A 22,925-nucleotide genomic window follows, 5' to 3' on the forward strand; every position below is an offset into this window, starting at 1 on the left:
ACCTTATGACGACCGCGATCCTCGCCCTGGGGTTGGCATCAGCGTTGGCCCAAGACCACACACCGACCATCACGGTGGCCCCTGCGAAGGGCAACATCGTCGCCGGAGGGCTGGCCCGCATAGACGTGAAAGTCAGTATCAAGGACGGCCTCCACGCCTACCAAAACCCGCCTTCGCAGGACTATATGATCCCGCTGTCCATTGAGGCAGGGGACGGCACCGTCGTCGAAAAGGTCAAGTATCCCAAGGGGACCATGGCCGCAGTCGGCGGCGAGACGGAGAAAGCCGCGGTCTACGAAGGTGACGTCGTCGTGCCCGTCTACGTGCGACTTGGCAACCAGGCAGGCCACACCTCGGTGAAGCTGAAGGTCACGATCCAGCAGTGCACAGACGCCAACTGCTTCCCCCCGGAGTCCAAGGCGATTGAGTTCGGTTTGGACGCTGGCCCGGCGTCTGGCTCGGCGGTGTCACGCAAGGCGGCCGACATCGCCGTCTTGGCCATGCGGAGGCCCCATTGAGGCGCCTGCTCTTCGTCTTTGTCCTCGTCGCCCTGGCCCTCGTGTCGCTGGCCCAAGCTCCCGAGCGGGTCAAGTGGTCGGCCAAGTTTTCGCGTGACGACGTCCGGCCCGGCGAACACGCCCAGCTGCTGATCACCGCCGAGACGGCCGAGGGTTGGCACATCTACGACGCCCTACGCGACGGTGACTGGACCAAGACCACCTTCACCATCGCCGACGGCCAACCGTGGAAGGCCGACGGGCCGCCGGTCCAACCCAAGCCGACGACGAAGTTTGACCAGGGATTCCAAGTCGACGTCGACACCTTCGAAGGCACCGTGGTCTTTGCCCTCCCGGTGAGTCTTGATACTGGGGCCAGCGGGTCGGGGACGCTCAAGGTCAGCACAAAGAGCCAGGCCTGCGACGCCCGGAGTTGTGACATGCCCCGGACCGTCGACCTTGAGGTGCCTTACACCGTCGCCTCCGGCCCTGTCCGTCCTGAGTTCACCGCGGCGATCACCACCGTCCCGCCCCAGTCGGGGCTCAAGTCTGGCGCACCGGAACCGGCCAAGGCGGCTTCGGACGCCCCGGTCGACCCGACCACCGCGAGCGTCAACAAGGCAAAGCAGTCGGGCCTCCTCGCCTACATGGGGCTTGCGTTCTCGGCGGGCCTGCTCGCCCTCCTCACACCCTGCGTCTGGCCGATGGTGCCGATCACAGTCAGCTTCTTCAGCAAAAAGAAAGGGGACGACAAGAAGGGCAACCTGAAGGGCGCGGTCTGGTACTGCGTCGGCATCATGGGGACCTTCACATTGCTTGGGCTGCTGACGACCCTCGCGTTCGGCGCCAGTGGCATCCAACGCCTTGCCGCGAACCCGTGGGTGAACCTGGGCCTCGGCGTCCTCTTCGTCGTGCTTGCCCTGAACCTGTTCGGCGTCTTCGAGATCGTCATCCCCCAGAAGTTCGTCAACAAGGCCCAGCAAGGCACGAAAGCGGGCGGCATCGCCGGCCCGTTGCTCATGGGCCTCACGTTCAGCCTGACCAGCTTCACCTGCACAGTGCCGTTCGTGGGCACCCTGCTCGTCTCCGCCACGACCGGCGACATCGTGTGGCCGGTGCTCGGCATGCTGGCGTTCAGCTTGGCCTTCGCCCTGCCGTTCTTCTTCCTTGCCATGTTCCCGGGCTACCTGGCCAAACTGCCACGGTCGGGCGCATGGCTCGTGTCGGTCAAGGCCTACATGGGCTTCTTGGAGCTGGCCGCCGCCCTGAAGTTCTTCTCCAACATCGACGTCACGGTCGCCAAGCAGCCGCTCGGCTTGTTGCCCCAAGAGGTCTTCCTTTCGGTGTGGGCGACGATCTTCGTCCTCGCTTCCCTTTACCTGCTCGGCTGGATCCACTTGGCCACCGATCCGGGCGAGGTGAAGGCGGGATGGTCAAGGCGGCTGTTCGGCATCGCCAACATTGCCGTGGCCGTCTACCTGCTGGCCGCCATCGGTGGCAAGGCGACGCTGGGGCCGTTGACTGGCTTCTTGCCCGCCTATCAGGTCGGCAAGAGTGACGCGGCCCTGACATGGCATGAAAAGCTGGAGCCGGCGGTCACCGAAGCTGAAGGCGAGGGCAAGTTAGTCTTTATCAATTTTACCGGACAAACCTGCACGAATTGCCGAGTCATGGAGAAGACGGTGTTCCCTCGGCCGGAAGTCAAGGACGCCCTGAAGGGGTTTGCCCGGGCGGAGCTCTTCACTGACCGTGAGTTCCCTGAGGACCAGGCGAACGCCAAGCTCCGCGAAGAACTGACGAAGAGCTCGACAAACCCGGTCTACGTTGTGATGACCCCGGACCGCAAGGTCCTCGGTGTCCTGCCCGGCCTTTCGTCACCCGAGGAGTTCTTGGGCTTCATCCAGAAAGCCAAGGGAGCCGCGAACTGAAGACCTTTTCGGTCAGCGGGGTCACCTTCGGCGGTCCCCAAATGGTGGTCATCGGGGGGCCATGCCTCGCCGAGTCGGCCGAGTTATGCCACCAGGTGTGCGGCTCACTGCAGGACATTTGCGCCGACCTTGGGTTCGGCTATGTTTTCAAGGCTAGCTTTGATAAAGCCAATCGGACATCGGCCTCTTCGGTACGGGGGGCGGGGATCGACGCCGGCCTGTCTGTCCTCGCCGACGTCAAAGAGCAGTTCGGTGTCCCGGTGACCACTGACGTCCACCTTCCGGAGCAGTGCGCCGTGGCGGCCTCCGTCGTCGACATCCTCCAGATCCCCGCGTTCTTGTGCCGCCAGAGCGACTTGCTGGAGGCCGCTGCCGAAACTGGTCGTCCGGTAAACGTCAAGAAGGGACAGTTCCTCGCTCCGTGGGACACCAAGAACATCGTGGAGAAGTTGGAGTCTTATCACGCCCAAGGGATTCTCCTGACCGAACGCGGCACCAGCTTTGGCTACAACACCTTGGTCGTCGACATGCCTGGCCTGGAGACGATGCGCGCCTATGGCCATCCGGTGTGCTTCGACGCCACCCATTCGGCCCAACGCCCCGGCGGGGCAGGTTCGTCGACCGGCGGCGTCCGTGAATCGGTGCCTGCCATGGCCCGGGCCGCGGTGGCCGTGGGGATCGACGCCCTGTTCCTGGAAGTCCATCCCGACCCGGCAAACGCGCTCAGCGACGCCGCGACCCAGTGGCCCCTCGACCGAGCCAGGGAGTTGTTGACTTCCTTGGCCAGGGTCAGGGCCGCGGTCAGCGAGTGACTCCAGAGGTTAGAACGTGGTAGGCCTCGGTGAGGCGTCGGGCCATGTGCACGGGCGTGTACGTGGCGAAGAACTTTGACTTTGCGGCCCTCCCGAGCCGTGCCGCCCTCTCTGGGTCGTCGACCATCCACCTGATGGCACCAGCCAGCGCCGTGGCCTGCCCAGGCTGGACCAGAACGGCCTCTGTGCCGTCCGCCACTGCTTCGGGGACGCCGCCCACCGCCGAAGCGACGATCGGCTTGCCCAAGGACATGGCCTCCAGTAAAGCGACGCTGAACGCCTCCGCCCACAAGCTGGGAAGCACCACCGCGTCGACCGCTGCCATCGCGTCGGCGACGCCGTCGACCTTGCCGTGGACGCTGATGTGTCCCATTGACTGCAGTTCGGGGCGTAGCGGCCCGTCACCAAACACGTGGAGGCGGGCACCAGGCACGGAGCGGAGGGCCTCGGCGGCGACGAGCACCCCCTTTTCCTCCACCAACCGTCCGAAGAAGCCGACGCAGAACCCGTCCATGCCGAAGTTGCGCCTCGTCACCACAGCGTCTGATTGGGGTCGAAGGGGTTCGCAGCCGCCGTGGACGGCGGCGACCCGTTCGGGGTCGATGCCCGAGGCGACCAACGAGTCCGCCGCCGCTTGGCTGACCCCGACAAATCCGTCGGCCAGCCGGGCGAGGGAGCGGGCCCGCGACCGTCTCAGGGGTAGGGCAAGATGGCGCGTCACCACGACCCCCCGCTGCCCGCAGAGCCGCGCGGCGACAAGGGGCACGTCGTAGTCAGGTGAGAAGTGGGGGACAACCACGTCGTACCTTTGGCGCGAGAAGAGCCGGAGGTAGTCAGGCAGACCGGCAAGACGAAACTTGCGGGGTACCCGGGCCGGTACTTGGGGGACGAGCAGCCGTCTCGACAAGGGGGACCCTGGCCAAGCCGCCACCTCGACCTCGACACCCTGAGCGGCCTGGGCGGCAGAAAGGGTCGCGACGTAACGCTCGATACCGCCCCAGTCGTCGGGCATCGACGAGGCGATGTGCAAGACCTTCATGACGTCAGGTGGCGGTCGAGCCAGTCGAGGTTGCGCTGGACCATGCTGGGGTGCCAGTCGTGCCCCCAGTCCAGCCTGACCAACTCCTTTGGTCCCGACAGGGCGTCATAGACCGCCTCGGCCTGGAACGGACGGACAGCTGGGTCACGGAGCCCTAGGGTCACAAGGGTGGGCACGCGGCAATAGGCGGCTTGGACGGCCGTGTCGTAGACGGATAAGGTCCGCGCGAGTTGTGCCGGTCGCTCAGGCGCGGCCGACCGCCAGTCGGCGAGTTCTTTCAGCGGGTAGCGGAACGGTCGGTCTTCGGCCATGACCTCGTTGATCTTGCCCAGGAACGGCATGTCGGCGACGACGGCGCCGACCGCACCGGACCACGCGCCTAACCACACCGAGACACCCCCTCCTTGGCTCATCCCCATGGCCCCGGTGCGACGGTGGTCGAAGCCGGTCAACGCTTGGAGGACGCGGGTCGCCAAGAGAGAGTCTTGGTAGAGTCGGCGGAACACCCAGGTGGCCGGCGACGCCGCGCCGTCGGCAAAGTAACCCCGAGCCGGGGTGTAGACCTCGTCGTGGAACGCGGACTCGCCCAGCAAGTTGGGGGACAAGGACACGTAGCCGTCGCGAGTCCCGTATTCGTTGGGCTTCATCGACCAGCGGCTGTAAGGCGGGACCCAGAGGAAGGAGCCCCGGGGGGCCTCGTGGGGGAAGGCGACCCAAGCGTGCCGCTCACTACCGCCCATGCCCCGGAACGTGAGGACTTCGACCCGATGGGTGTCGGTGTCGCGGCCGCTGGGAAATGGGCCGGAGTAGTCGAGCGGAGCCGACCCTGCCTCGTCGGTGGTCTCGTGCCAAAAGGACTCGAGGTCGGCGGGCATGGCCAAGACGCTCAGGCCGAGACCGACCGTTGCAACGCGTCGACGTGCATGCCGGTCGTCATGAGCCAAGCGGTGGCACGCTGGATTTCTTCGACCGGGCCCTCGAGCCGGAGTTGGACGGTGCCGAAATCGGTGTCGACGTTGGCCTTTTCGATGTGCACACGCACATCGAACTCCTTGCACAGACGCCAGATCCAGGGTTCCTTTGTCTGGGCGTCGCGAGCGGTCAGCCTAATGTCGACGGATTGCATAGCCCACCCATTCTACCGGTCACCGGAGAAAATCGAAGGTCTCCAACTTCTGCTTGACGGCCTGAAGGAACCGGCCCGCCGTCATGCCGTCGACGAGACGGTGGTCGTAGGTCAGCACGCAGTTCAGCATGTGCCGGACTGCGATCATCCCGTTGACGACCTGCACCTGCTCCTTGATCCCGTAGACGCCGGCGATGCCAGCCTGCGGCGCGTTGATCATCGGCGTGCCGAGGACCGCGCCATAGGAGCCGGGGTTCGTGAGAGTGAACGTGCCCCCCTGGATGTCGGGCACACCCAACTGGTTGGCCCGGGCCCGTGCGGCGATCGAGTCGAGGTCGCGCGCGATCTCGACGATCGTCTTGCTGTCGCAGTCCCGGACGACGGGCACGATCAGTCCACCAGAACCGTCCTTGCCCAACGACACTGCCACGCCCATGTGGACCTTGTGGTGGGTGGTCACCATGTTGTCGGTCAGGCTGGAGTTCAGCATCGGGAACTGGAGAAGGGTCTCGGCCAAGGCCTTGATGAAGAACGGCGTGTAGGTGAGCTTGACCCCGTTTTGCTCCAGGAAAGCGTCCTTGTTGCGCGAGCGGAAGTTCACCATGTTGGTGACATCGATGTCGATGAGGGTGCTGACGACCGGCACGCTGGCGTTCCGCAACATCGCGTCGGCGATCATCTTGCGCAGTCCCGTCAGTTGGACGGTGGTCGACTCGGCACCGTCAGCGGGCCTCGTGACCGGGGCCTCGACCGCAACGGCCGCGGTAGGCGTCGGGGCGGCACCACGCGAGGTCAAGTAGCCCTGAAGGTCTTTCTTGGTGACCCGGCCCCCTTCCCCACTGCCGGAGAGGGCGGCCAACTCTTCTTGGCTGACCCCATGCTCCTTGGCCATGGTGCGGACCAGAGGCGTGAAGAACCGGCGGCCACCCGCAGCGGCGGCCGGTTGGGCCGGTTGCGCCGGCTGAGGTGCGGATTGCGCCGGGACCGGGGCCGACGGAGCCGGAGCTGGCGCGGCGGCCTCTCCCCCACCCGCGATCGCCGCCTTGGCGGCGGCCTCGTCGGGCTCGATCACGCCCATGGCATGGAAGACTTCGACTTCGTCGCCTTCGGGAATGTTGATCTTGACCAGGATCCCGCTGGCGGGCGACGGAAGTTCGGTGTTGACCTTGTCGGTCATGATCTCGACGACCGGCTCGTCTTCTTTGACGAATTCACCCACTTTTTTGAGCCAGCGGCTGACCGTGCCCGAGTGCACGGACTCGCCGAGTTCCGGCATCAAGATCTCGACAGGCATAGCGAGATTATGGCTGAAGGGACGCGCCCTTGGATGGTCCCGAAGACCGTCCCGACCAGGCGGCGACCCGACCCTCAAGCATGGCTCTGACCCCGGGCCACTCTTCGTCGGTGACGCTGTACATCGCCGTGTCCCGGACGTAACCGTTGGGCTGGACACCGTGCTTGCGCAATGTCCCCTCGAAAACAGCCCCGGCCTTCAGGATCGCGGCGCGGGACTGCAGGTTGCGCATGTCGGTCTTGAGCTGGACTCGGACGCACCCGAGAGTCTCGAAGGCGTGCCGCATCATCGCAAGCTTCATCTCGGGATTGACAAAGGTGCCCTGCCACGCCGGGGCGATCCAAGTCGCCCCGATCTCCAGGCTTCGGTGGGCGGGCCGGAGGTCGAGGTAGGAACTCTTCGCGACGACTTCGCCGGTGTCACGGAGCCGGGCGACGAAGCTGACAAACGACGGGTCGGCCAAGGTCGCGGCGATGAACGAGGCAAACGCCTGGGGCGTCGTGTCGGCTGGCATGTGCCCCATGTAGAAGTCGAACGTGTGGTCGTCGACCGTCGCCCGAAGGGCTTCGGCGTCTTCCTGGACCATCGGGGACAAGTCCAGGTGGGGCGTTTGTAGGGTCACCGGCACGACATTCATGGTTCTAGGCTTCCAGAAAACTAGCGATGTCCGCTTCGCTGAGATGCGGCTCGCCGGGGGCGACGTTGTCCAGCTTGCCGTCCTTCATCCACTGCTCCAGGTCACCGACCAGGGTGAACAGGTGGTCAAAGGATTCGACGACGAAGAGGAGCGGCTGGTAGTGGTCGATCTCAAAGTACTGGTTGACGACCCACTCCAATTGGACCGGATAACGCTGGACCAGGGGCGACTCGATGGAGTGCTGGATCTCGCCATGGCTGGAGAGGAGTCCACTGCCGTACACCTTGAGCCCCGACGGGCCGCGCATCAGGCCGAACTCGATCGTGAACCAGAAGAACCGCGCCATCGCCTTGATGACGCTGGTCAGCCGGGCGACCCTCACCTCGGGGTCCTTGATGTCCTTGACGACCATCGCCGCAGTGCGGGCGCACTCGCCGAACCGGACCAGCGTGTCGGCAAACGCCGGGTCGGTGTGCATGGGCACATGGCCGGCGATGTCGTGGAAGATGTCGGGCTCGGGCAGGTAGTCGAGGTTGTCGTGCTTGCGGACGGTGATCGTCGTCGGGAAGTCGCGGTTTCGCAGACAGTCAAAGAACAAGTAGGCGGGGACGTATCCAGCCACGGGCTTCGCCCGGAACCCGGTCAGGGGGTTCAGGAACTTGTTGACGTCGTCGAGCCGGGGTACCCGCTCCGGGTCGAGGCACAGGTTAGAGATGCCCTTGAGGAAGTGTTCGTTCGCGTACTTCTCCCAACTCGGAAGCATCCTGGCGTAGAGGTCGTGCCAAGTGCGGTGGTTCTCCTCGGAATAGAGGTTGTAGGGCTGGGTGATGTACAGGCGGCCTTCGGCGACGGCCTTTTCAATGAACGGGGCTTCGGTCGTCGTCATGCCGACGCCGTCGGGAAACTCGGGGTTGAGAACGTGCGCCATTGCCTTCTCTACCCTCCATTGTGGCGCGGCTGGCGCGGCGGCGTTGGTCCGTCTGATGAAGAGACGGCAGGCCCGGCCACCGACCCCAGGCCCGCTGTCTGGCTAGCGACCTGCCCGGGGGTCGCCGGGGAACTGCGCCTCACCGCCCCCTGCACCGGCACCGGCACCAGGGTCAGGGAGGTTGTACTTCTTCCGGATCTCGGCGATCTTTTTCGCCTTCTCGGCCGGCGGGGCGGGTGATGCCTCCCACATCTTGATCTGTTCTTCCGGCTTCTGCTGCTCGACGTACGACTTCATCTCGTCCGCCGACTTGCCCGCCGGGGCGTTGCCAATGTTGTCGCACGCGACGAGGCTGGACCCGAAGGTGGCCAGTACGGCAAAAATGAGTGTCTTGGTTTTCATGGGAGTCTCTTTGGGGGGCGGGTGACTGGCGTCCTCCGCCCCCTTGGTCATGGCCTTACTGGTTCGCCGCGTCGGCGTAGTTGGTCCCCCACCAGATGAAGCACTCACCGGCATGGGGGTCACCGCTCCACGCGTTGGCGGGCGGGCAGGTGTCCCAGTCGCCAAAGCTACCGTTCCACCGCTTGCCGTACGTCCCCATCATCTGGGAGGTCTTGTGGAACTTGGCGTGGCTGTCGACAAAGGCCAGGTTGTTGCCGTCGCCGTGCATGCCCTTGTAGCTGGAACCCCAGAAGGCCGGTCCAGGCCAGTCGGTGTTGTCCGGCTCGAAGGTGTAGAAGATGACGGCCTTGGCCACCGAAGTGAAGGTCTTCGCCGGCGAGGGGCCGATGCCCTCGTTGCCCTCCGCGCTCACCGAACCGGTCGTCAGGTTGAAGCCCGGCTGCGTGTAGTTACCCGTCCGGGCCGAGACGCACAGGCGGCTGTCGTAGCCAAACTGGCGGATGTTGACGTCGTAGTCCGAAGCCGGATAGATGTCGTCGAAGTAGTGGCTGTTGGCGTTGTCGTCGCCGGAGCCGTACTTCGAGGTGCCGACGCCGATGCACCCGTCGTCGGGCGGGGTCATGTAGTAGCCGAAGCCGTTGTCGTGCTGTTTGCGCTGCAGCATGCCCTGCTTGGCCGGCGACGCCGGGTCGGCGAACATCTGCTTGCTCTTCACATACGGCATCAGGCGGGCGTGGAACACGTAGCCTTCGTAGATCTTGGTGTGCGGCGACATGTCGTCGTAGTCGCCTCCGTAGATCTGGAGGGCGGTGCCCAACTGCTTGATGTTCGACAGGGACGAGGTCTTCTTCGCGGCGGCTTTCGCCTGGGCGAAGACCGGGAAGAGAATGGCCGCGAGAATCGCGATGATCGCGATCACGACGAGCAATTCGATCAACGTGAATGCTTTGTTGGTTTGCTTCATTGCGTTATCACCTAGCAATTCGCTGTCAGGGCGAACAGTTTCTATGCGGAGCTGCGGAGCCGCCCCTTGGCCGGTACCACGACGGCGCCAGAAAGCGGGGCGAGGGTCAGGCGGAGCTTTCCGTCGGCAAAAGCTGAGACAGCCTTGCCCGACAGGGCTTCGACACAGGGACGGGTCAGAGCCGGCCGAAGGCTAGCCGGGAGTTTGACCTCCACGGTCTGCTCTCGGTCCGAGCGGTTGAGGATGACGAGGGCGGCGTCCTTTTCATAGACGCGACCAAAGGAGACGATGCCACGTTGGTCGTCGGCCAGCACCCGGACCGGGTCACCGACCATCAGGGCCTCCGAGCCAAGCCGGACGCGGGCCAACGTTTTGTAGTAGGAAAGCATTTCGTTCTGGGGGTCCGCCGTGTCCCACCGCATGCCCCGGCGGTTGTCGGGGTCCTTCCCCCCTTCCATGCCCAGTTCGTCGCCGTAGTAGACGCAAGGGGCGCCGACCCAGGTGAACTGGACGAACGCGCCGAGCTTGGCCAAGCGACGGTCCCCGCCGCACTCGTTCATGAACCGCGGGGTGTCGTGACTGCCGATCAGGTTCATCATGTTGCGGCTGACCTGGGGCACGTAGCTGGTGTAGACGCGGGTCAGTTCGTCGAGAAACGCGGTGGGCGAGGTTGATCCCTTGGCGACAAAGTCCACCACCGCAGACCGGAACCGGTAGTTCATGACCGAGTCGAACTGGTCGCCCTGCAACCACGGCGACCCGTCCCCCCAGATCTCCCCCACGATCCACTTGTCGGCCCCATGGCTCTTCACCCGCGGCCGAAACCGACGCCAAAAACGAGGGTCGACCTCGTTCGCCACGTCCAACCGCCACCCGTCGACATGGGCCTCGCGGTCCCAAAAATCAATCGTGTCCAAGACATACCGGCTCGGGCCGGGGGCGTAGGTGTTCAGCTTCGGCAGGCTGGGAAAACCGTACCAAGCCTCGTACGGGGGGTTCTCCTTGGCCACGACCGGGTACGACTTGATGAAGTACCAGTCGGTGAACTTGCTGTCCCTGCCCTTCTCGATGATGTCCTTGAACGGGGCAAAGTCAGGGGCGGTGTGGTTGAACACGCCGTCCAGGACCACCTTCATGCCGGCCCGGTGCATCGCGGCGGCGAGATCCTTGAACTCCTCGTTGGTGCCGAACCGGGGGTCGACCCGGTGATAGTCGGTGGTCTCGTAGCGGTGGTTGCTAGGCCCGACGAAGATCGGGTTGAAATAGACCGCACCGACCCCCAGGCTGCGCAGGTATCCAAGACGACGCTTCACCCCCGCCGCGTCGCCTCCGAACCAGGTTAAGTAGGTAGGGGCCGAGTCCCACGGGACGACGCCGGCCGGGTCATTGGACGGGTCGCCGTTGTCAAACCGGTCGGGAAAGATTTGGTAGAGGACGCTGCGCTCGACCCACCGTGGCACGGTGAACGGCTTGAACTCGCCGGGACGGAGGACAAAGTCACCCTTCCTGCCGACGCCGTCAGGGCCGACACGGAGCCTCGTCCGTCCGTCGACCACCTCAAAGTGGAACCTAAGCTCAGACCGGCCGGACCACGGGACCGACACCGCCCACTCCGTGGACAGTTCGTCCGCGGCGACCGGTTCGGCCTCGTGCCGGCCTCCCGCCGTGACCACGACGACCCTTTCGACGTCGTCCCGACGGGTGTCGATATGCAAGGTCAGTCGGCCCCGGTCAAGGTTGACCCGGGGGATACCGGTCGTGAACACCACCGCCGAACCGGTGACGACCCCGTCACCCTTTCGGCCGGGACGGAGAGAATAGTCAGGCGGCACGACGAGGAGCACCGAGTTCGTGTTGCCGTTGCCGTCGTCGACGTTGGTCTTGGCCCGAGGGTCCACCGTCCAGGTGTCGCCGTCCAGGACAAATTTGTACTGGTACTTGCCTGGCCTCAGCACCTTGCTCAGCCGCCATGTGCGCCCGTCGGAGTCGACCTTCATCGGGTCTCTCTCCTTGTGCCAGTCGTTGAACGTGCCGACGACGCTCACTGAATGAAGGGCGCGGTCGGCGATGAATACGAAATCATGCGCAGTGCCTTGCGCCGTCGCCACAAGGGCCATGGTCGTCAGTAGTGTCACCGGGCCACCCCCAGCGGTCGGCGGGACGAACCTCGGACCATCAGCTCACAGGGTATGACGATCCGGCCCGGGACAGACGGACCCTTACTCTCAATAATCTGGATGAGTTTGCGGCATGCTTCCTGGACTAATTGTTCAAAATTCATGTTGACGCTTGTGATGCCGCCGTCGACAAGGTCGCACAAAGAGCTGTCATTGAAGCTCACGAGGCCGAGGTCACCCGGCAAAACCAAGCCCAGTTGTCGCGCCGTGCGCGCGACACCCATCGCCATGAAGTCGTCGAGGACGACGAAGGCGTCCGGTCGGTCGGCCGAGTCCAGCACCGCCCGCGAGGCGGCAAGGGCGGCGGCAAAGCCGAAGTCGCTCGACCAAACCCGGGGCACCAGACCGTGCTCGTTCATGACCATCCGATAACCAGTCAGCCGGTCCTCGCTGACGGCGACGCCGGCGGGCCCGCCGAGGAAGCCGATCTTCCGATAGCCGTTCTCGACCAGGTGCTGGGTGGCGATGCGAGCGGCCAGGACGTTGTCGTTGTCCACGCTGTGCATGACCGACGTCCGCGGGTTGCCGATGACGACAAAGGGGAACCGGTCGTCCTGGAGCTTGTGGAGCCGTTCGTCCTCCGACTCCGGCTCGACCAAGATCACGCCGTCGACCCTACGGGTGCGCAGGAGCTCGTCGTAGACCGCGGACTGCTGCTCGCTGCCGGACGCGACGTCAAGGCACAGATGGTAGTTCGACTTGCTCAGTACCTGGGTGATCTCGGAGATCAGGGCGCTGTAGAACGGATCGTCTTTCAGGCCGCCGTCGGGCCGCTTGAGGACAAGGCCCACCAGACTGGTGCGGCGGCGGCGCAAGGCCTGGGCGCGCACGTCCGGACGGTAGTTGGATTGCTTGATGACGCTGAGCACGCGCTCCCGCTTGTCGCGTTCGACGCGTTCGTCACCCGCCAAGACGCGGCTGACCGTCGCTTGCGAGACGGCCGCCAGTCTGGCGATGTCCTGTTGCGTGACCCTCATTGGTCGACGTGTCCCCATTGACGAATACGTGCATACGTATTCACAACTCGGGGAATGATATCACAGGAATCGCCGGACGGCAAGGGGGCCGCGCAAAAAAGCCGGTGGCGGAGCTCAGTAGTTGACGCGCTGGCGGCCACGGCCGAACTTTTCCCACAGGAACAGTCCGACGCCCACCAGGATGGGGAGCACCCACATCGCGATGAACAAGAGGCTGATCTTGCGGCCGAAGTCGCCGAAGTCGCGCACGCCCGGTCGGGTGGAGTCAAACCAGGCGACCAAGCCGAGGACCGCGCCCAGGGCCAGGGGGATGTAGGCGGAGTTTTTCAACTCGGGACGGCGCTGGGCGAACCAGAAATAGAGGCCGACCGCCACCAAGGTCGGGGCAAGAGCGAGGGTGCCGACTATGGTCTGGTCCCAGGTTTCAACAAGTCCGAGGGGCATCCGAGCCAAATCGGTGACGAACATCATGTCCATAAGGTTGTTCCTCAGTTGGGGCACAAACCGTGCCACCCCGACGTCCTGGCCAAAAGGATACCTCGGGGGCCATAGGCTCCCCGAGGCACCTAGATTCTTCACCGACTCTTTACAGGTCGTACTTCTTGGGGCCGCCGCCCTCGTCGCCGCCCTGGGTGATGCGCTTGACAAAAGCGACGAGTTCCATCGGGTTGAACGGCTTGGTCAAATACATGTCCGCGCCGTAGTGGTAGCCCTCGAAAACGTCCTTGTCCTGCGCCTTGGCCGTCAGCATGATGACAGGCAGGGTCTCGGTGGCGGCGTCCCGCCGCAACGTCTTGAGGACCTCGAATCCGTCCATGTAGGGCATCATCACGTCGAGGACCATCAGGTCGGGCTTCTCGGCCTTCACCTTTTCCAAGCCCTCCTTGCCGTCGTAGGCGGTCACAACCTGGTAGCCCTGCTTCTCCAGGTTCACCTGGATCAGGCGCACGATGTGCCGTTCGTCGTCACAGACCAAAATCTTCAGCGGAGGCATTGATGAAACCCCGTCCCGGGCACACGCCCTTGGACACCTGCGGATGCTACCTCATGCCCCGCCGAGAGCGACAGGGGCTATGGACTCGCAAACGTCGGCCAAGGTCAGATGACGGGAGCGGCCCGACCGATCCCGGTACCCTTCCCGCCGATGAAACTCGTCCGCTTCGAACTGGCCGGGCAACCTGGCCTGGCCCGCTCGGGCATTTTCCATGACAACCGGGTGTACGAGACCGACGGGGAGAAGGCCGTCGGCATCCATGACCCCGGCGCATATCGCCTGCTCGCCCCCATCGGCCAGGCCGCCGCCCTGCGGGTGTTCCACACCGTCACCGACAGCGGCGGCGACCGCTACCTTACCTACGGCCACCGGCACCCGGGCCTCGTGCACGGCCCGCTCAGCGAGATCGAAATGGCCCCCGATGTGGACGGTCTCGACTTTGACGTCCATGTCGCCGCCGTCGTCCAGGCCAGCGGCATGGCCGTGGAACAGGGGGAGGCCTCCAGCTTCCTGCTCGGCTACACCCTGCTCGTCTCGTTCTATGTCCCCGGCGTCGTCGAAGACGACGTCATGAGGGGCGGCACCGGCGCGCCCGGACGGGACGTCGGCGCGGCAATGGGGCCGTTCATCGTGACCCCCGAAGAGATCTCCGAGTACCTTGTCTCCGGTGAGCAAGACGTCTACGCGTGGCCCTGGGAAGTGCGGGTCGAAGACGAGGTGCTGGCCGGTGGGGTCGTCGAGACCTGGCCCGGCTTTTCGCCGTTGGTGGCCCAGTCGACCTTGGTCGGCTCGGTCGTCGCCGGTGAGGTGCTGGCCTGGCCCGCCCTGCCCAAGCCGACCTTGGACGAGTCGTCGCTGGGACGATTGCTCCTGCCCTCGGAGCGGGTGACGTTCAACGTCGAAGGACTTGGGTCGCTGGTCGCGAAGGTCGGTTGACCGTTCAGCGCACGCTGACCAACTGCCGAAGGTCTTCGTCGTTGATCTCTTGCTTCTGGTCCGCCACGCGCAAGAACGCCTCGTAGATCACCTCGAACCGCTCGGCGGGGAACTCGAAGCCCAGCTCGCGGAGGCGGTGCCTCAGGCCGTGCCGGCCCGACCGCGCGGTGAGGACGATCTCTGACCTCAGGGCCCCGACCATGTGAGGGTCGATGATCTCGTAAGTCGACCGTTCCTTCAGGACGCCGTCTTGGTGGATTCCTGAGCTGTGGGCGTAGGCGTTCGCGCCGACGACCGCCTTGTTCCGCTGGACGATCATGCCGGTGAGCTCGCTGACCAGGCGGGAGACCTCCATCAGTTGGTTCGTCTTGATCCGCGTCTCACACCCATAGTAGTCCTGGCGGACCTGCAGGGCGAGGACGACCTCTTCCAGGGCGGTGTTCCCTGCCCTCTCCCCGATGCCGTTGATCGTCACCTCGACTTGGCGGGCACCGCCACGCACCCCCGCCAACGTGTTGGCGGTGGCCATACCCAGGTCGTCGTGGCAGTGGCAGCTGAAGGTGGCCTTGTCGGAGTTCGGGACGTTGTTGATGATCCCCTCGATCAGGTCGCGGTATTCCTGGGGCGTTGAAAATCCGGTCGTGTCGGGGACATTGATGACGGTGGCCCCGGCGGCGATGACCGCCTCGACGACGCGGTACACGTAGTCGGGTTCGGCACGGCCCGAGTCTTCCATGAAGTACTCGACGTCGTCGACGAGGGACCGGGCCAGCTTGACGGCCTGGACCCCCGTCTCCAGCCCTTCCGCCTCCGTCATGCGGAGCTTGTGCTCCAGGTGGTTCTTGCTGACGCCCAGCCCGGTGTGGATGCGGGGCCGTTCGGCGGGCTTCAAAGCCTCGGCGGCGACCTCGATGTCCTTGGCCCGCGCCCTGGTCAGCCCGCAGACCGTCACGCCCTTCAGTTCCTTCGAAAGGGTGTTGACCGACTCGAAGTCACCGGGCGACGAAATGGGAAAACCCGCCTCGATGATGTCGACGCCAAGTTCGACGAGGGCCCGGCCGATGGTGAGCTTTTGGGCCATGTCCAAGTGCACACCAGGACTCTGCTCGCCGTCTCGCAGAGTCGTGTCGAAGACATAGACTCGATCGCTCATATCGTCACCGCCGGGGGTTTACCCCGCCTCATTATACGTTCGTGGTCAGTCAATGACCGCGACTTCCACGGGCGGCACAAGTCCGGCCTCGGCGCCCTTTTGCAAGAACAGACGGATCGCTTTCACGCCGGCTTCGCCCATGTCGCGGGTGCGCTCGTTGACATACATGCCGACAAACTCGTCGCTGGTCGCGGGGTCCATCTCGCGGGCGAACTGCAAGGCGTACTCCAGTGCCTGCGGACGGTTACCCAGCCCGGCGTCGATGCTCGCGCGCATGCAGCGGCTGACCTCCTTGCAGACGTCGTCCCCGAGGTCCTTGCGCACCACGTTGACTCCCAGCGGGAGCGGGAGCCCGGTCTTCTCGTGCCACCACTTACCCATGTTGGCCAGCTCGACCAGGCCGTCCTTCTCGTAGGTCAGCTGGCCTTCGTGGATGATGAGGCCGACCTTGTGACGGCCCGACTGGACCGAGGGGACGATCTCGTCAAACGGCACGACCTCCGTCTTGGGGCGGACACCCTTGCCGTACTGGTCTTCGAACCACAGGCACAACTGCAGGTAGGCGCTGGTGAGCAGACCCGGGACGGCGATCGTGGTCTCCCTGACCTCGTCGGCGGTGACGGGCGCGAGGGCGACCAGCATGGGGCCGTACTGCTCGCCAAACGAGCCGCCGTGGCGGAGGAGCGCGTACTTGTCGGCGACGTGGGCAAACGCGTGGACGCTGACCGCGCTGCTTTCGAGCCGACCCTCTTTCGCCCAGTCGTTCAGCGTCTGGATGTCACGGAGGATGTGCTCGAACTCGTAATCGCTATGCACGGTGCCCGAGGCCAGGCCCCAGAACATAAAGGCGTCGTCGGAGTCGGGCGAGTGGCCGATGCGGATCTTCATCGCTGGCCCAAGTTACCTATGGGCCAGCGGATGCGAAGGGTCCGGGCTCAGGCGGCGATGTCGACGCCTTCGCTGACGACCGGAGCTTGGGGCCGGGACGTGGTCTGGGGCCGGGCGAGCATCGTCACGTATGAAATGTCGCCGTTGGGCTTGGCGTCGGGCGCCAGCATCGTCACGTAGCTGATGTCACCCTTCGGTTTGGCCTTGTACGTCGTGGCCGGCCCATTGAAAGTCGGCGTCGTCGTCATCGGGCGGTCGCCCGTGGTCTCACGGAGCGGTCGCTTCTCGGCCTGTTGGAACCCTGCCTTGAGTTTGAGTTTGTGCTTGCCGTGGGTGGCGGTGGCCGATGTGCCGCTCCCAAACCACCGGGCTCGGCTGTAGATCGAGTTGATTGCCATTTTTCACTCCTGGACTTGCCTTCCCTGTCAGGTCCACCAGTAGAAATTGTCGGTCGGCCGGAGGGCGGTTCTCCAGCCAGGCTAGAATCTGACCATCCGCAAGCCCACCCTGAGCCCCAGCAAAATCACCACGTACCTGGCCTGCCCCATGAAGTACGCGCTGACTTACGTCAATCCTCGGGGACGGTGGTACTTGCGGTCGAAGAGCTACTATAGCTTCGGCACGTCACTCCATACGGTGCTCCAGCGGTTCCACGACTCGGGGGACTCTGGGGTGACGACCAGCCATGAGGCGGTCGCCGCCCTCGAAGAGAGTTGGATCGACGCGGGCTACACGAGCCAAGAGGAGATGATGGAGGCCCAGGCCGAGGGCAAGGCGATCGTCGCCGACTACGTCGAGTCGGTCCGCCGCGAGCCGGTGACGGCGAAGACCCTCTTCGTCGAGAAGTCTTTCCGCCTTGACATGGGCAGGTTCGTCCTCCTTGGCCGTGTCGACCGGGTGGACGAGCGGGACGACGGCACCCTCGAGGTGGTCGACTACAAGAGCGGTCGGCAAGACGTGTCTCCAGAGGAAGTGGCCGACGACTTGGCCATGTCGTGCTATCAACTGATGGTGCGCGACGCGTACCCTGGCCGACCGGTCGTGGCCACGATCGTCGCGCTACGGTCCGGTGGCAAGGCGACTGCGTCGCTCAGCGACGAAGAAGCCGAGGCCTTTGCCGCCGACCTCACCGTGGTCGGGCGCGAGATTCTAGACCGCGACTACGAGAACATGCTGCCGAAGCAGAAGCCTCTGTGCACGGGATGCGACTTCTTGCCCCTCTGCCGACGCGGATTTGAAGACTAGCCTTGATGGATTCGGGGCTCAGTCGCGCTGGTTTGTCGCCGGACGCGCCGTGATGGTCTGGCGGAAGCTGACCGAACCGCCTTTCGCGGGGTCGTCGATCCGATAGGTCATCACCGTCGGCACCCCGGTCTTGGGGTCGACGGCGAACTCCATGTCCTGGGTCTGCTTGCCGGACAGCAGGGCGATGTCTTCCACGGTGAACCGGGCCGACTTACCCACGGTCCCATGATAGGTGTATTGCCCCTCGGTGCAGCCGCCGCTGGCCGTGGTCGACCCCGCATAGTGGTCGCCCGGCACCAACGCCCGACGCGAGAACTCGCACAGATAGATCCCGGCCTCGGCGAGGAGGGGGCCGAGCGACGGCGGCACACGTCTGGTCTGCAGACGCGTCATCCCCCCGGCCCGCTGGGCGAGGTCGTTCCACTCCATGCTGACCCGCGTCGACTTGAGCGCCGCTTTGAGGGCGGCCGTCTGGTCTTGCCCGGCGACCTCGGCCCCGACCAAGTCGATGTCCATCCGGTAGTGACCCTTTCCGAGGCGCGTGGCCCGCATCTCCATGCGCAAAGAAGACGCGCTATGCTTGGCCGCCCAGTAGACCTTCAGCACCACGGCATAGACCTTGGTTGGATCAGGCGTGAACCGGAAGGTGGCCGGCGCGGCCGCCACGGCGAGGAGGAGAGCGGTCATACCTCTCCATACCGCCCGAAGGGGCCGAATAATTTCAGATTATGAAGAATATACTTTGGCGACGACGTCCCAGTACTGGGGTGCGACGCCGCCGAACAGGGACACGCCGACCGCACCACGGTGGAACGCCGCCCTCAACCCGACCTCAAACTCCTCGGTCGACTTGAAGGCGGGCATATAGACACCCGCGCAGATGGGGAAATGGGCGGCCTGGAGGTCCTCGCGGACGCAGTCGCCGATCCACATGGCCGGTTCGTTATAGAAGCTGTGGTACGTCATGGGGCATGCCATGTCGAGCGGCCACTTGTCCCAGTCTTGCCGACAGATCTTGCGCGCCAGTGACGGTGTCGGGAAAACCGCGGCGGTCAGCGTCTTCTTGTGGGCTTTGACGGTGCCGTGGACCTTCTTCACCAAAGCCGTGACCGCGTCATACCGGAAATGGAGCCACTCTTGGTCGGTCGACGGGTCCTTGATCGCCCGGGGGTCGCGGCCATGGGCCCGCTTGAACGCGGCGACGGCCGCGTCGCCATAGTCGAAGTCATAGTCGGGTAGCTCGTCGGTCTGGTCAAGCTTGTACTGGCTCCACAGCGCGTCGGGCAAGATCACGTCCGGATAGCGGACGTAGTCGAGGTGGACGCCCTGTACCTGGCCCATCCGGGCGATCTCCTCGGCCCGGTCGCACACGTACTGGACCGCGCCGGGGATGTGCGGTGAGATCCAGCGGTAGTAGTCCACGTATGGTGGCTTGTCGAAGCACGACTTGCCGCTCCGGCTGACCTGGTACCACTCGGGGTGGTTCTTGCGGATCCACTCGTCGCCCCGGTTCGTCGTCCACATCCACACATGAAGCTCAAGCCCCGCCTCCCGGACGATGTCGTACTCGGCGGGGACCGGGTCTCCCCCGAGAAAGACACCGGTCAGCCCCTTGGCGCGTAGGTCGGCGTATTTCTTCTTGTTGTCCGATGCGGAGCGCTTGGGGTCGGAGTGGTCCCAAACGTAGAGCTTTTTGCCCGATGCTGAGAGTGTGTCCATTGTCGGTTCCATGTGGAAAGCGGACCACCACGCCACAGGGGCGGCGGCGGCTGAGGCGAGGAACTGGCGGCGGTCGATCATGGCTCCCTAAACAGGATACGTGTAATGTCCGTTGTGACAGTCCTCAATATATGCGGCGAGAAGGTCGATGCTGGCCTGGACGTCGTCTCGGTGGACGGTCTCGTTCACCGTGTGGACGTACCGGCAGGGGATGGACAGGGTGAAGGCGGCGATCCCGCCGTTCTGGCGCTGGACACCGCCCGCGTCGGTGCCCCCCAGCGGAAGCAACTCCATCTGGTACTTGATCCCCTTGGACTCAGCCAGCCCGCGGAAGTGCTCGACGACCTTGGGGTGGCAGATGAGCGAGGAGTCCATGAACTTGACCGCCGTCCCATGGCCCAGCTTCGTGACGCTCATCTCCTCGGGGATGCCGGGATAGTCGTTGGCCAGGGTGATGTCCAAGGCGACGACCACGTCGGGGTTGATCGCCTGCCCCGCCGCCGTCGCGCCTCGCAACCCGATCTCCTCCTGGACGGTCGCGACGCCATAGACGTCGACACCATGGGACGAGGCCTTTTTCATCGCCTCGATCATCACAAAGACCGCCACACGGTCGTCCATCGCCTTACAGGTGTAGTGGTCGCCGAGCACTTGGAACTTACGGTCCATCGAGACGCCGTCGCCGATCCGGACCTTGGCCCTGACGGTCTCTGCGTCCATTCCTAGATCGACGAAGTAGTCCTCGATCTTGGGGGCCCGGGCGGCCTCCTCTGCGGTCAGGAGGTGCTTGGGCTTCACACCCAGCATCAAAAGTCCGGGGATCAAACCGCCTTGGGTGCTGACCATGACACGCTGGGCCGCCATCATCCGGGGGTCCCATCCCCCCACGGGGACGATCCGCAAGAACCCCTTGTCGGAAATGTGGCTGACGACAAAGCCGATCTCGTCCATGTGGGCGGCGAGCATGAGCTTCCGGCCGGTCGGGTTGGAGGTCGCGGCCCGATGGGCGACGAGGTTGCCCATGATGTCGGTGGAAAGGTCGGCGATCGGCTTGAGTTCGCGGGCGACAATGGCCCGGATTCGGTCTTCTTGGCCGGGGACACCGTGGGCTTCAGTGAGTTCCCGCAGGAGGTCGACGTTCATGCACGGGCGGTTTTACCCCGCTCGGTTCAGGCCGCCTCTGGAAGTTCAGTGTAGGCGGTCGTGCGGTTTCTGCCTTCCACTTTGGACCGGTACATCGCGCGGTCGGCACGCTCGACCAGTTCTTGGGGCTTAGCCCCGCAGTCATTGCACACCGCCACGCCAAAGCTTGCCGTCACGGGTCGCTGGGGCCAATCTCCGCCTTCGATCTCCATGCGCATGATCTCGGCGAGTTGGAAAGCCTCGGCGTCATCCAAGCCGATCGCGACCACGACGAACTCTTCCCCGCCGTACCGGGCGACGAGGTGCGGCGACGACACGACGCGGGTCAGGCAGGCGGCGACACCGACCAAGACGGCGTCGCCGGCCTGATGGCCGAAGTCATCGTTGAAAGACTTGAACTTGTCGACGTCCATGAGAATGACCGACACCGACGGTCCCCCCGCATGGCCCTTCGCAAGGTGTTCGGCCAAGAAGTCCTGGAAGTAGCGGTGGTTGTGGATACCAGTCAGGCCGTCCGTGGTGGCGAGCGAACTGAGGTGGCAGTTTGCTGCCTCCAGTTGGAGGTTCACATCGTTCATCTTCAACAGCAGGGCGTCGACGTGCATCTGCATCTTCATTCGGTCAGTGATGTCCTTGAAGAAGACGCTACTGCCCTTGCCCGAGGGATACACCCGGAACTCAAGCCACGAGCCGTTGAACTCGAACTCAAGACTCTGCTTGTCGTTGGCCTGGGTGGCCTGCTTGCACAAGGCGTTGATCGGCAGAAGGAGTTCCCGGGGGCAAATCTCACTGAGGCGTTTTCCTTCTGATGTCGCTTTGCCCACGCCTAGGAACAGGCAGGCGGTCTGGTTGATATAGACCACGACGCCATCGGCGTCCACGGACAAGAACCCGTCATTGATACTCTCCAGGATCGACGTCACCTGCTCGTGGGCCTCGACCACCTCGTCCATCGCCGCCCTCCGGTCCGTGACGTCTTCGGTCATCATCGCGATCCCCCCGATCTCGCCGCTTGGCTCGAACCATGGACGGACCTCCCATTTGATCCAGATATGGCTGCCGTCTAACCGGTCGAAGCGCTCTTCATCGGACGTGACGCACTCCCCATGGAGGCATCGTTGGTGGATTTCTCGCCAAGGCTCCGCGATTTCAGGAAAGACGTCGTAATGAGACCTCCCGACAATCTCCTGCCCCTCCAAGTTGTAGTCCGTCATCCAGCGCTTGCTGGCGACCAAGTACCGGATGTCCCGGTCGAAGATGGCGACGGCGGCCGGGGCGTGCTGCATGAACGCGCGGAACTTGGCCTCGCTCATCGCCACTTCCCGGGACGACAGCGTCGCCGTGGTGGTGTCATGGAGACACATGATGCCGCCGACGATCTCGCCGGATTTTTGCCGCATGGGGAAGACCTTGACGTTCACGAAGGTCTGCTCCACTCCTTCGCGCACCCACTCGGCCTCAAATGTCGTCGCGTTTCCTTGGGTGAGAGCGTTGTCAAGGGCTTGCGCCATCAGGGCCTCGTCGACGCCTCGAAACACGTGGAGCACGGGCCTGAGCAAGGCCTCGTGGGCCGCGCACCGTGCGATCGTGCTCATGGTGGTGTTCCACTCCATCACCTCGCCTTCGGTGTTGAAGGTGGCGCACCCCACCGGGAGGCCGTTGAACAAGGACTCGAACCGCTTGGACGCATGGGCGTAGAGCGACGTCTGGATCTCCGCGTCGGCGAGGGCCCGTTCCAGTTCGTCCTGCCGGACTTGGAGCTGGTCGGCGTAGTGCTCCAACTCTTCGGCCTGGGCCGTCTGCTCGGAGTTCAAGCCTTCCAGCTGTTGCACCGCTTCCTTCAAGGCCCTTGTCTGCCCGGCGACTTGTTCCTCGAGTTCTGCTTGGACCTTCTTTTGCCTCTTTCGCATCTCTAGGTCGACGACGGTGACGGCGACGATGACGAGGACGGAGCATATGGCCATGGCGACGCGTGAAGCGACCAGCCATGCCGGCCCCCCAACCTCGACAGCCAGCGCGACCAAGGCGACAGACATGACCAGGGCAGTGGTGACAACACCCGCCCT

At 64.3% G+C, this 22,925-nt stretch carries 24 protein-coding genes; 5 read left to right on the forward strand and 19 right to left on the reverse strand.

The window, feature by feature from the left end:
* The first annotated feature begins 5 nt into the window (after window positions 1–5).
* The 3 genes from KF857_02070 to kdsA are packed head-to-tail and all read left to right on the forward strand — an operon-like array spanning window position 6 to window position 3,237.
* On the forward strand, window positions 6–518 hold the full coding sequence (locus KF857_02070; protein ID MBX3110769.1) for a protein-disulfide reductase DsbD N-terminal domain-containing protein: 513 nt from the start codon (window positions 6–8) through the stop codon (window positions 516–518).
* Complete coding sequence (locus KF857_02075) at window positions 515–2,425, forward strand: thioredoxin family protein (GenBank protein ID MBX3110770.1); 1,911 nt, start codon at window positions 515–517, stop codon at window positions 2,423–2,425. Before KF857_02070 ends, KF857_02075 begins: the two co-directional genes overlap by 4 nt.
* Window positions 2,426–2,466: 41 nt before the next feature.
* Complete coding sequence (gene kdsA / locus KF857_02080; GenBank protein MBX3110771.1) at window positions 2,467–3,237, forward strand: 3-deoxy-8-phosphooctulonate synthase; 771 nt, start codon at window positions 2,467–2,469, stop codon at window positions 3,235–3,237.
* Here the strand turns inward: kdsA and KF857_02085 are convergent.
* The 12 genes from KF857_02085 to KF857_02140 all read right to left on the reverse strand — a co-directional run bounded on the left by KF857_02085 (window position 3,227) and on the right by KF857_02140 (window position 13,775).
* Window positions 3,227–4,276 (reverse strand): glycosyltransferase family 4 protein, encoded by a 1,050-nt coding sequence (locus KF857_02085; GenBank protein MBX3110772.1) that lies wholly within the window; start codon window positions 4,274–4,276, stop codon window positions 3,227–3,229. The genes kdsA and KF857_02085 overlap by 11 nt on opposite strands.
* On the reverse strand, window positions 4,273–5,151 hold the full coding sequence (locus tag KF857_02090) for an acetylxylan esterase (GenBank protein ID MBX3110773.1): 879 nt from the start codon (window positions 5,149–5,151) through the stop codon (window positions 4,273–4,275). The genes KF857_02085 and KF857_02090 overlap by 4 nt, the downstream gene beginning before the upstream one ends.
* 11 nt (window positions 5,152–5,162) lie before the next feature.
* Window positions 5,163–5,402, reverse strand: a complete 240-nt coding sequence (locus KF857_02095) for an NIL domain-containing protein (GenBank protein MBX3110774.1) — start codon at window positions 5,400–5,402, stop codon at window positions 5,163–5,165.
* A gap of 19 nt (window positions 5,403–5,421) precedes the next feature.
* The gene (locus KF857_02100) at window positions 5,422–6,696 is read right to left on the reverse strand and encodes a 2-oxo acid dehydrogenase subunit E2 (GenBank protein ID MBX3110775.1); all 1,275 of its coding nucleotides are present in this window, start codon (window positions 6,694–6,696) and stop codon (window positions 5,422–5,424) included.
* A 7-nt stretch (window positions 6,697–6,703) separates the two neighbouring features.
* The gene (locus KF857_02105; protein ID MBX3110776.1) at window positions 6,704–7,333 is read right to left on the reverse strand and encodes a GNAT family N-acetyltransferase; all 630 of its coding nucleotides are present in this window, start codon (window positions 7,331–7,333) and stop codon (window positions 6,704–6,706) included.
* Window positions 7,334–7,337: 4 nt separating this feature from the next.
* On the reverse strand, window positions 7,338–8,261 hold the full coding sequence (locus KF857_02110; GenBank protein ID MBX3110777.1) for a phenylalanine 4-monooxygenase: 924 nt from the start codon (window positions 8,259–8,261) through the stop codon (window positions 7,338–7,340).
* 102 nt (window positions 8,262–8,363) lie between these two features.
* On the reverse strand, window positions 8,364–8,663 hold the full coding sequence (locus tag KF857_02115) for a hypothetical protein (protein MBX3110778.1): 300 nt from the start codon (window positions 8,661–8,663) through the stop codon (window positions 8,364–8,366).
* Window positions 8,664–8,718: 55 nt separating this feature from the next.
* Window positions 8,719–9,627 (reverse strand): prepilin-type N-terminal cleavage/methylation domain-containing protein, encoded by a 909-nt coding sequence (locus KF857_02120; GenBank protein ID MBX3110779.1) that lies wholly within the window; start codon window positions 9,625–9,627, stop codon window positions 8,719–8,721.
* Between the two features lie 41 nt (window positions 9,628–9,668).
* On the reverse strand, window positions 9,669–11,762 hold the full coding sequence (locus KF857_02125; GenBank protein MBX3110780.1) for an alpha-glucosidase C-terminal domain-containing protein: 2,094 nt from the start codon (window positions 11,760–11,762) through the stop codon (window positions 9,669–9,671).
* The gene (locus tag KF857_02130; GenBank protein ID MBX3110781.1) at window positions 11,759–12,781 is read right to left on the reverse strand and encodes a LacI family DNA-binding transcriptional regulator; all 1,023 of its coding nucleotides are present in this window, start codon (window positions 12,779–12,781) and stop codon (window positions 11,759–11,761) included. The genes KF857_02125 and KF857_02130 overlap by 4 nt, the downstream gene beginning before the upstream one ends.
* A gap of 114 nt (window positions 12,782–12,895) precedes the next feature.
* Window positions 12,896–13,294 carry a hypothetical protein gene (locus KF857_02135; GenBank protein ID MBX3110782.1) on the reverse strand — a complete coding sequence of 133 codons (399 nt, stop codon included), beginning with the start codon at window positions 13,292–13,294 and terminating at the stop codon, window positions 12,896–12,898.
* Between the two features lie 73 nt (window positions 13,295–13,367).
* On the reverse strand, window positions 13,368–13,775 hold the full coding sequence (locus tag KF857_02140) for a response regulator (GenBank protein MBX3110783.1): 408 nt from the start codon (window positions 13,773–13,775) through the stop codon (window positions 13,368–13,370).
* A gap of 150 nt (window positions 13,776–13,925) precedes the next feature.
* On the opposite strand from KF857_02140, the gene KF857_02145 reads away from it, so the two are divergent.
* Window positions 13,926–14,711 carry a fumarylacetoacetate hydrolase family protein gene (locus KF857_02145; protein ID MBX3110784.1) on the forward strand — a complete coding sequence of 262 codons (786 nt, stop codon included), beginning with the start codon at window positions 13,926–13,928 and terminating at the stop codon, window positions 14,709–14,711.
* 4 nt (window positions 14,712–14,715) lie between these two features.
* Here KF857_02145 and KF857_02150 read toward each other — a convergent pair whose 3' ends face one another.
* The 3 genes from KF857_02150 to KF857_02160 are packed head-to-tail and all read right to left on the reverse strand — an operon-like array spanning window position 14,716 to window position 17,150.
* Window positions 14,716–15,864 (reverse strand): 2-isopropylmalate synthase, encoded by a 1,149-nt coding sequence (locus tag KF857_02150; protein ID MBX3110785.1) that lies wholly within the window; start codon window positions 15,862–15,864, stop codon window positions 14,716–14,718.
* Between the two features lie 45 nt (window positions 15,865–15,909).
* Window positions 15,910–16,752, reverse strand: coding sequence for a hypothetical protein (locus KF857_02155; GenBank protein ID MBX3110786.1), 843 nt, complete (start codon window positions 16,750–16,752; stop codon window positions 15,910–15,912).
* A 47-nt stretch (window positions 16,753–16,799) separates the two neighbouring features.
* The gene (locus KF857_02160) at window positions 16,800–17,150 is read right to left on the reverse strand and encodes a hypothetical protein (protein MBX3110787.1); all 351 of its coding nucleotides are present in this window, start codon (window positions 17,148–17,150) and stop codon (window positions 16,800–16,802) included.
* A gap of 148 nt (window positions 17,151–17,298) precedes the next feature.
* Here KF857_02160 and KF857_02165 point away from each other — a divergent pair, with 148 nt between their 5' ends.
* Window positions 17,299–17,997: a PD-(D/E)XK nuclease family protein gene (locus tag KF857_02165; protein ID MBX3110788.1), complete on the forward strand. Its 699-nt coding sequence runs from the start codon at window positions 17,299–17,301 to the stop codon at window positions 17,995–17,997.
* An 18-nt stretch (window positions 17,998–18,015) separates the two neighbouring features.
* Here the strand turns inward: KF857_02165 and KF857_02170 are convergent, their stop codons facing one another.
* Genes KF857_02170 through KF857_02185 form a run of 4 tightly spaced genes read right to left on the reverse strand, consistent with a single transcriptional unit; the run spans window position 18,016 to window position 22,895 of the window.
* Window positions 18,016–18,684, reverse strand: a complete 669-nt coding sequence (locus tag KF857_02170) for a hypothetical protein (GenBank protein MBX3110789.1) — start codon at window positions 18,682–18,684, stop codon at window positions 18,016–18,018.
* 39 nt (window positions 18,685–18,723) lie between these two features.
* Entirely contained in the window at window positions 18,724–19,797 is a 1,074-nt protein-coding gene (locus tag KF857_02175) for a family 10 glycosylhydrolase (GenBank protein ID MBX3110790.1), read from the reverse strand.
* A 6-nt stretch (window positions 19,798–19,803) separates the two neighbouring features.
* Window positions 19,804–20,859 carry a M42 family metallopeptidase gene (locus KF857_02180; GenBank protein ID MBX3110791.1) on the reverse strand — a complete coding sequence of 352 codons (1,056 nt, stop codon included), beginning with the start codon at window positions 20,857–20,859 and terminating at the stop codon, window positions 19,804–19,806.
* 26 nt (window positions 20,860–20,885) lie between these two features.
* Window positions 20,886–22,895 (reverse strand): diguanylate cyclase, encoded by a 2,010-nt coding sequence (locus tag KF857_02185; protein ID MBX3110792.1) that lies wholly within the window; start codon window positions 22,893–22,895, stop codon window positions 20,886–20,888.
* Window positions 22,896–22,925 lie beyond the last annotated feature (30 nt).

This window comes from Fimbriimonadaceae bacterium, assembly GCA_019638795.1.
In the GTDB taxonomy this organism is placed as follows: Bacteria; Armatimonadota; Fimbriimonadia; order Fimbriimonadales; family Fimbriimonadaceae; genus JAHBTB01.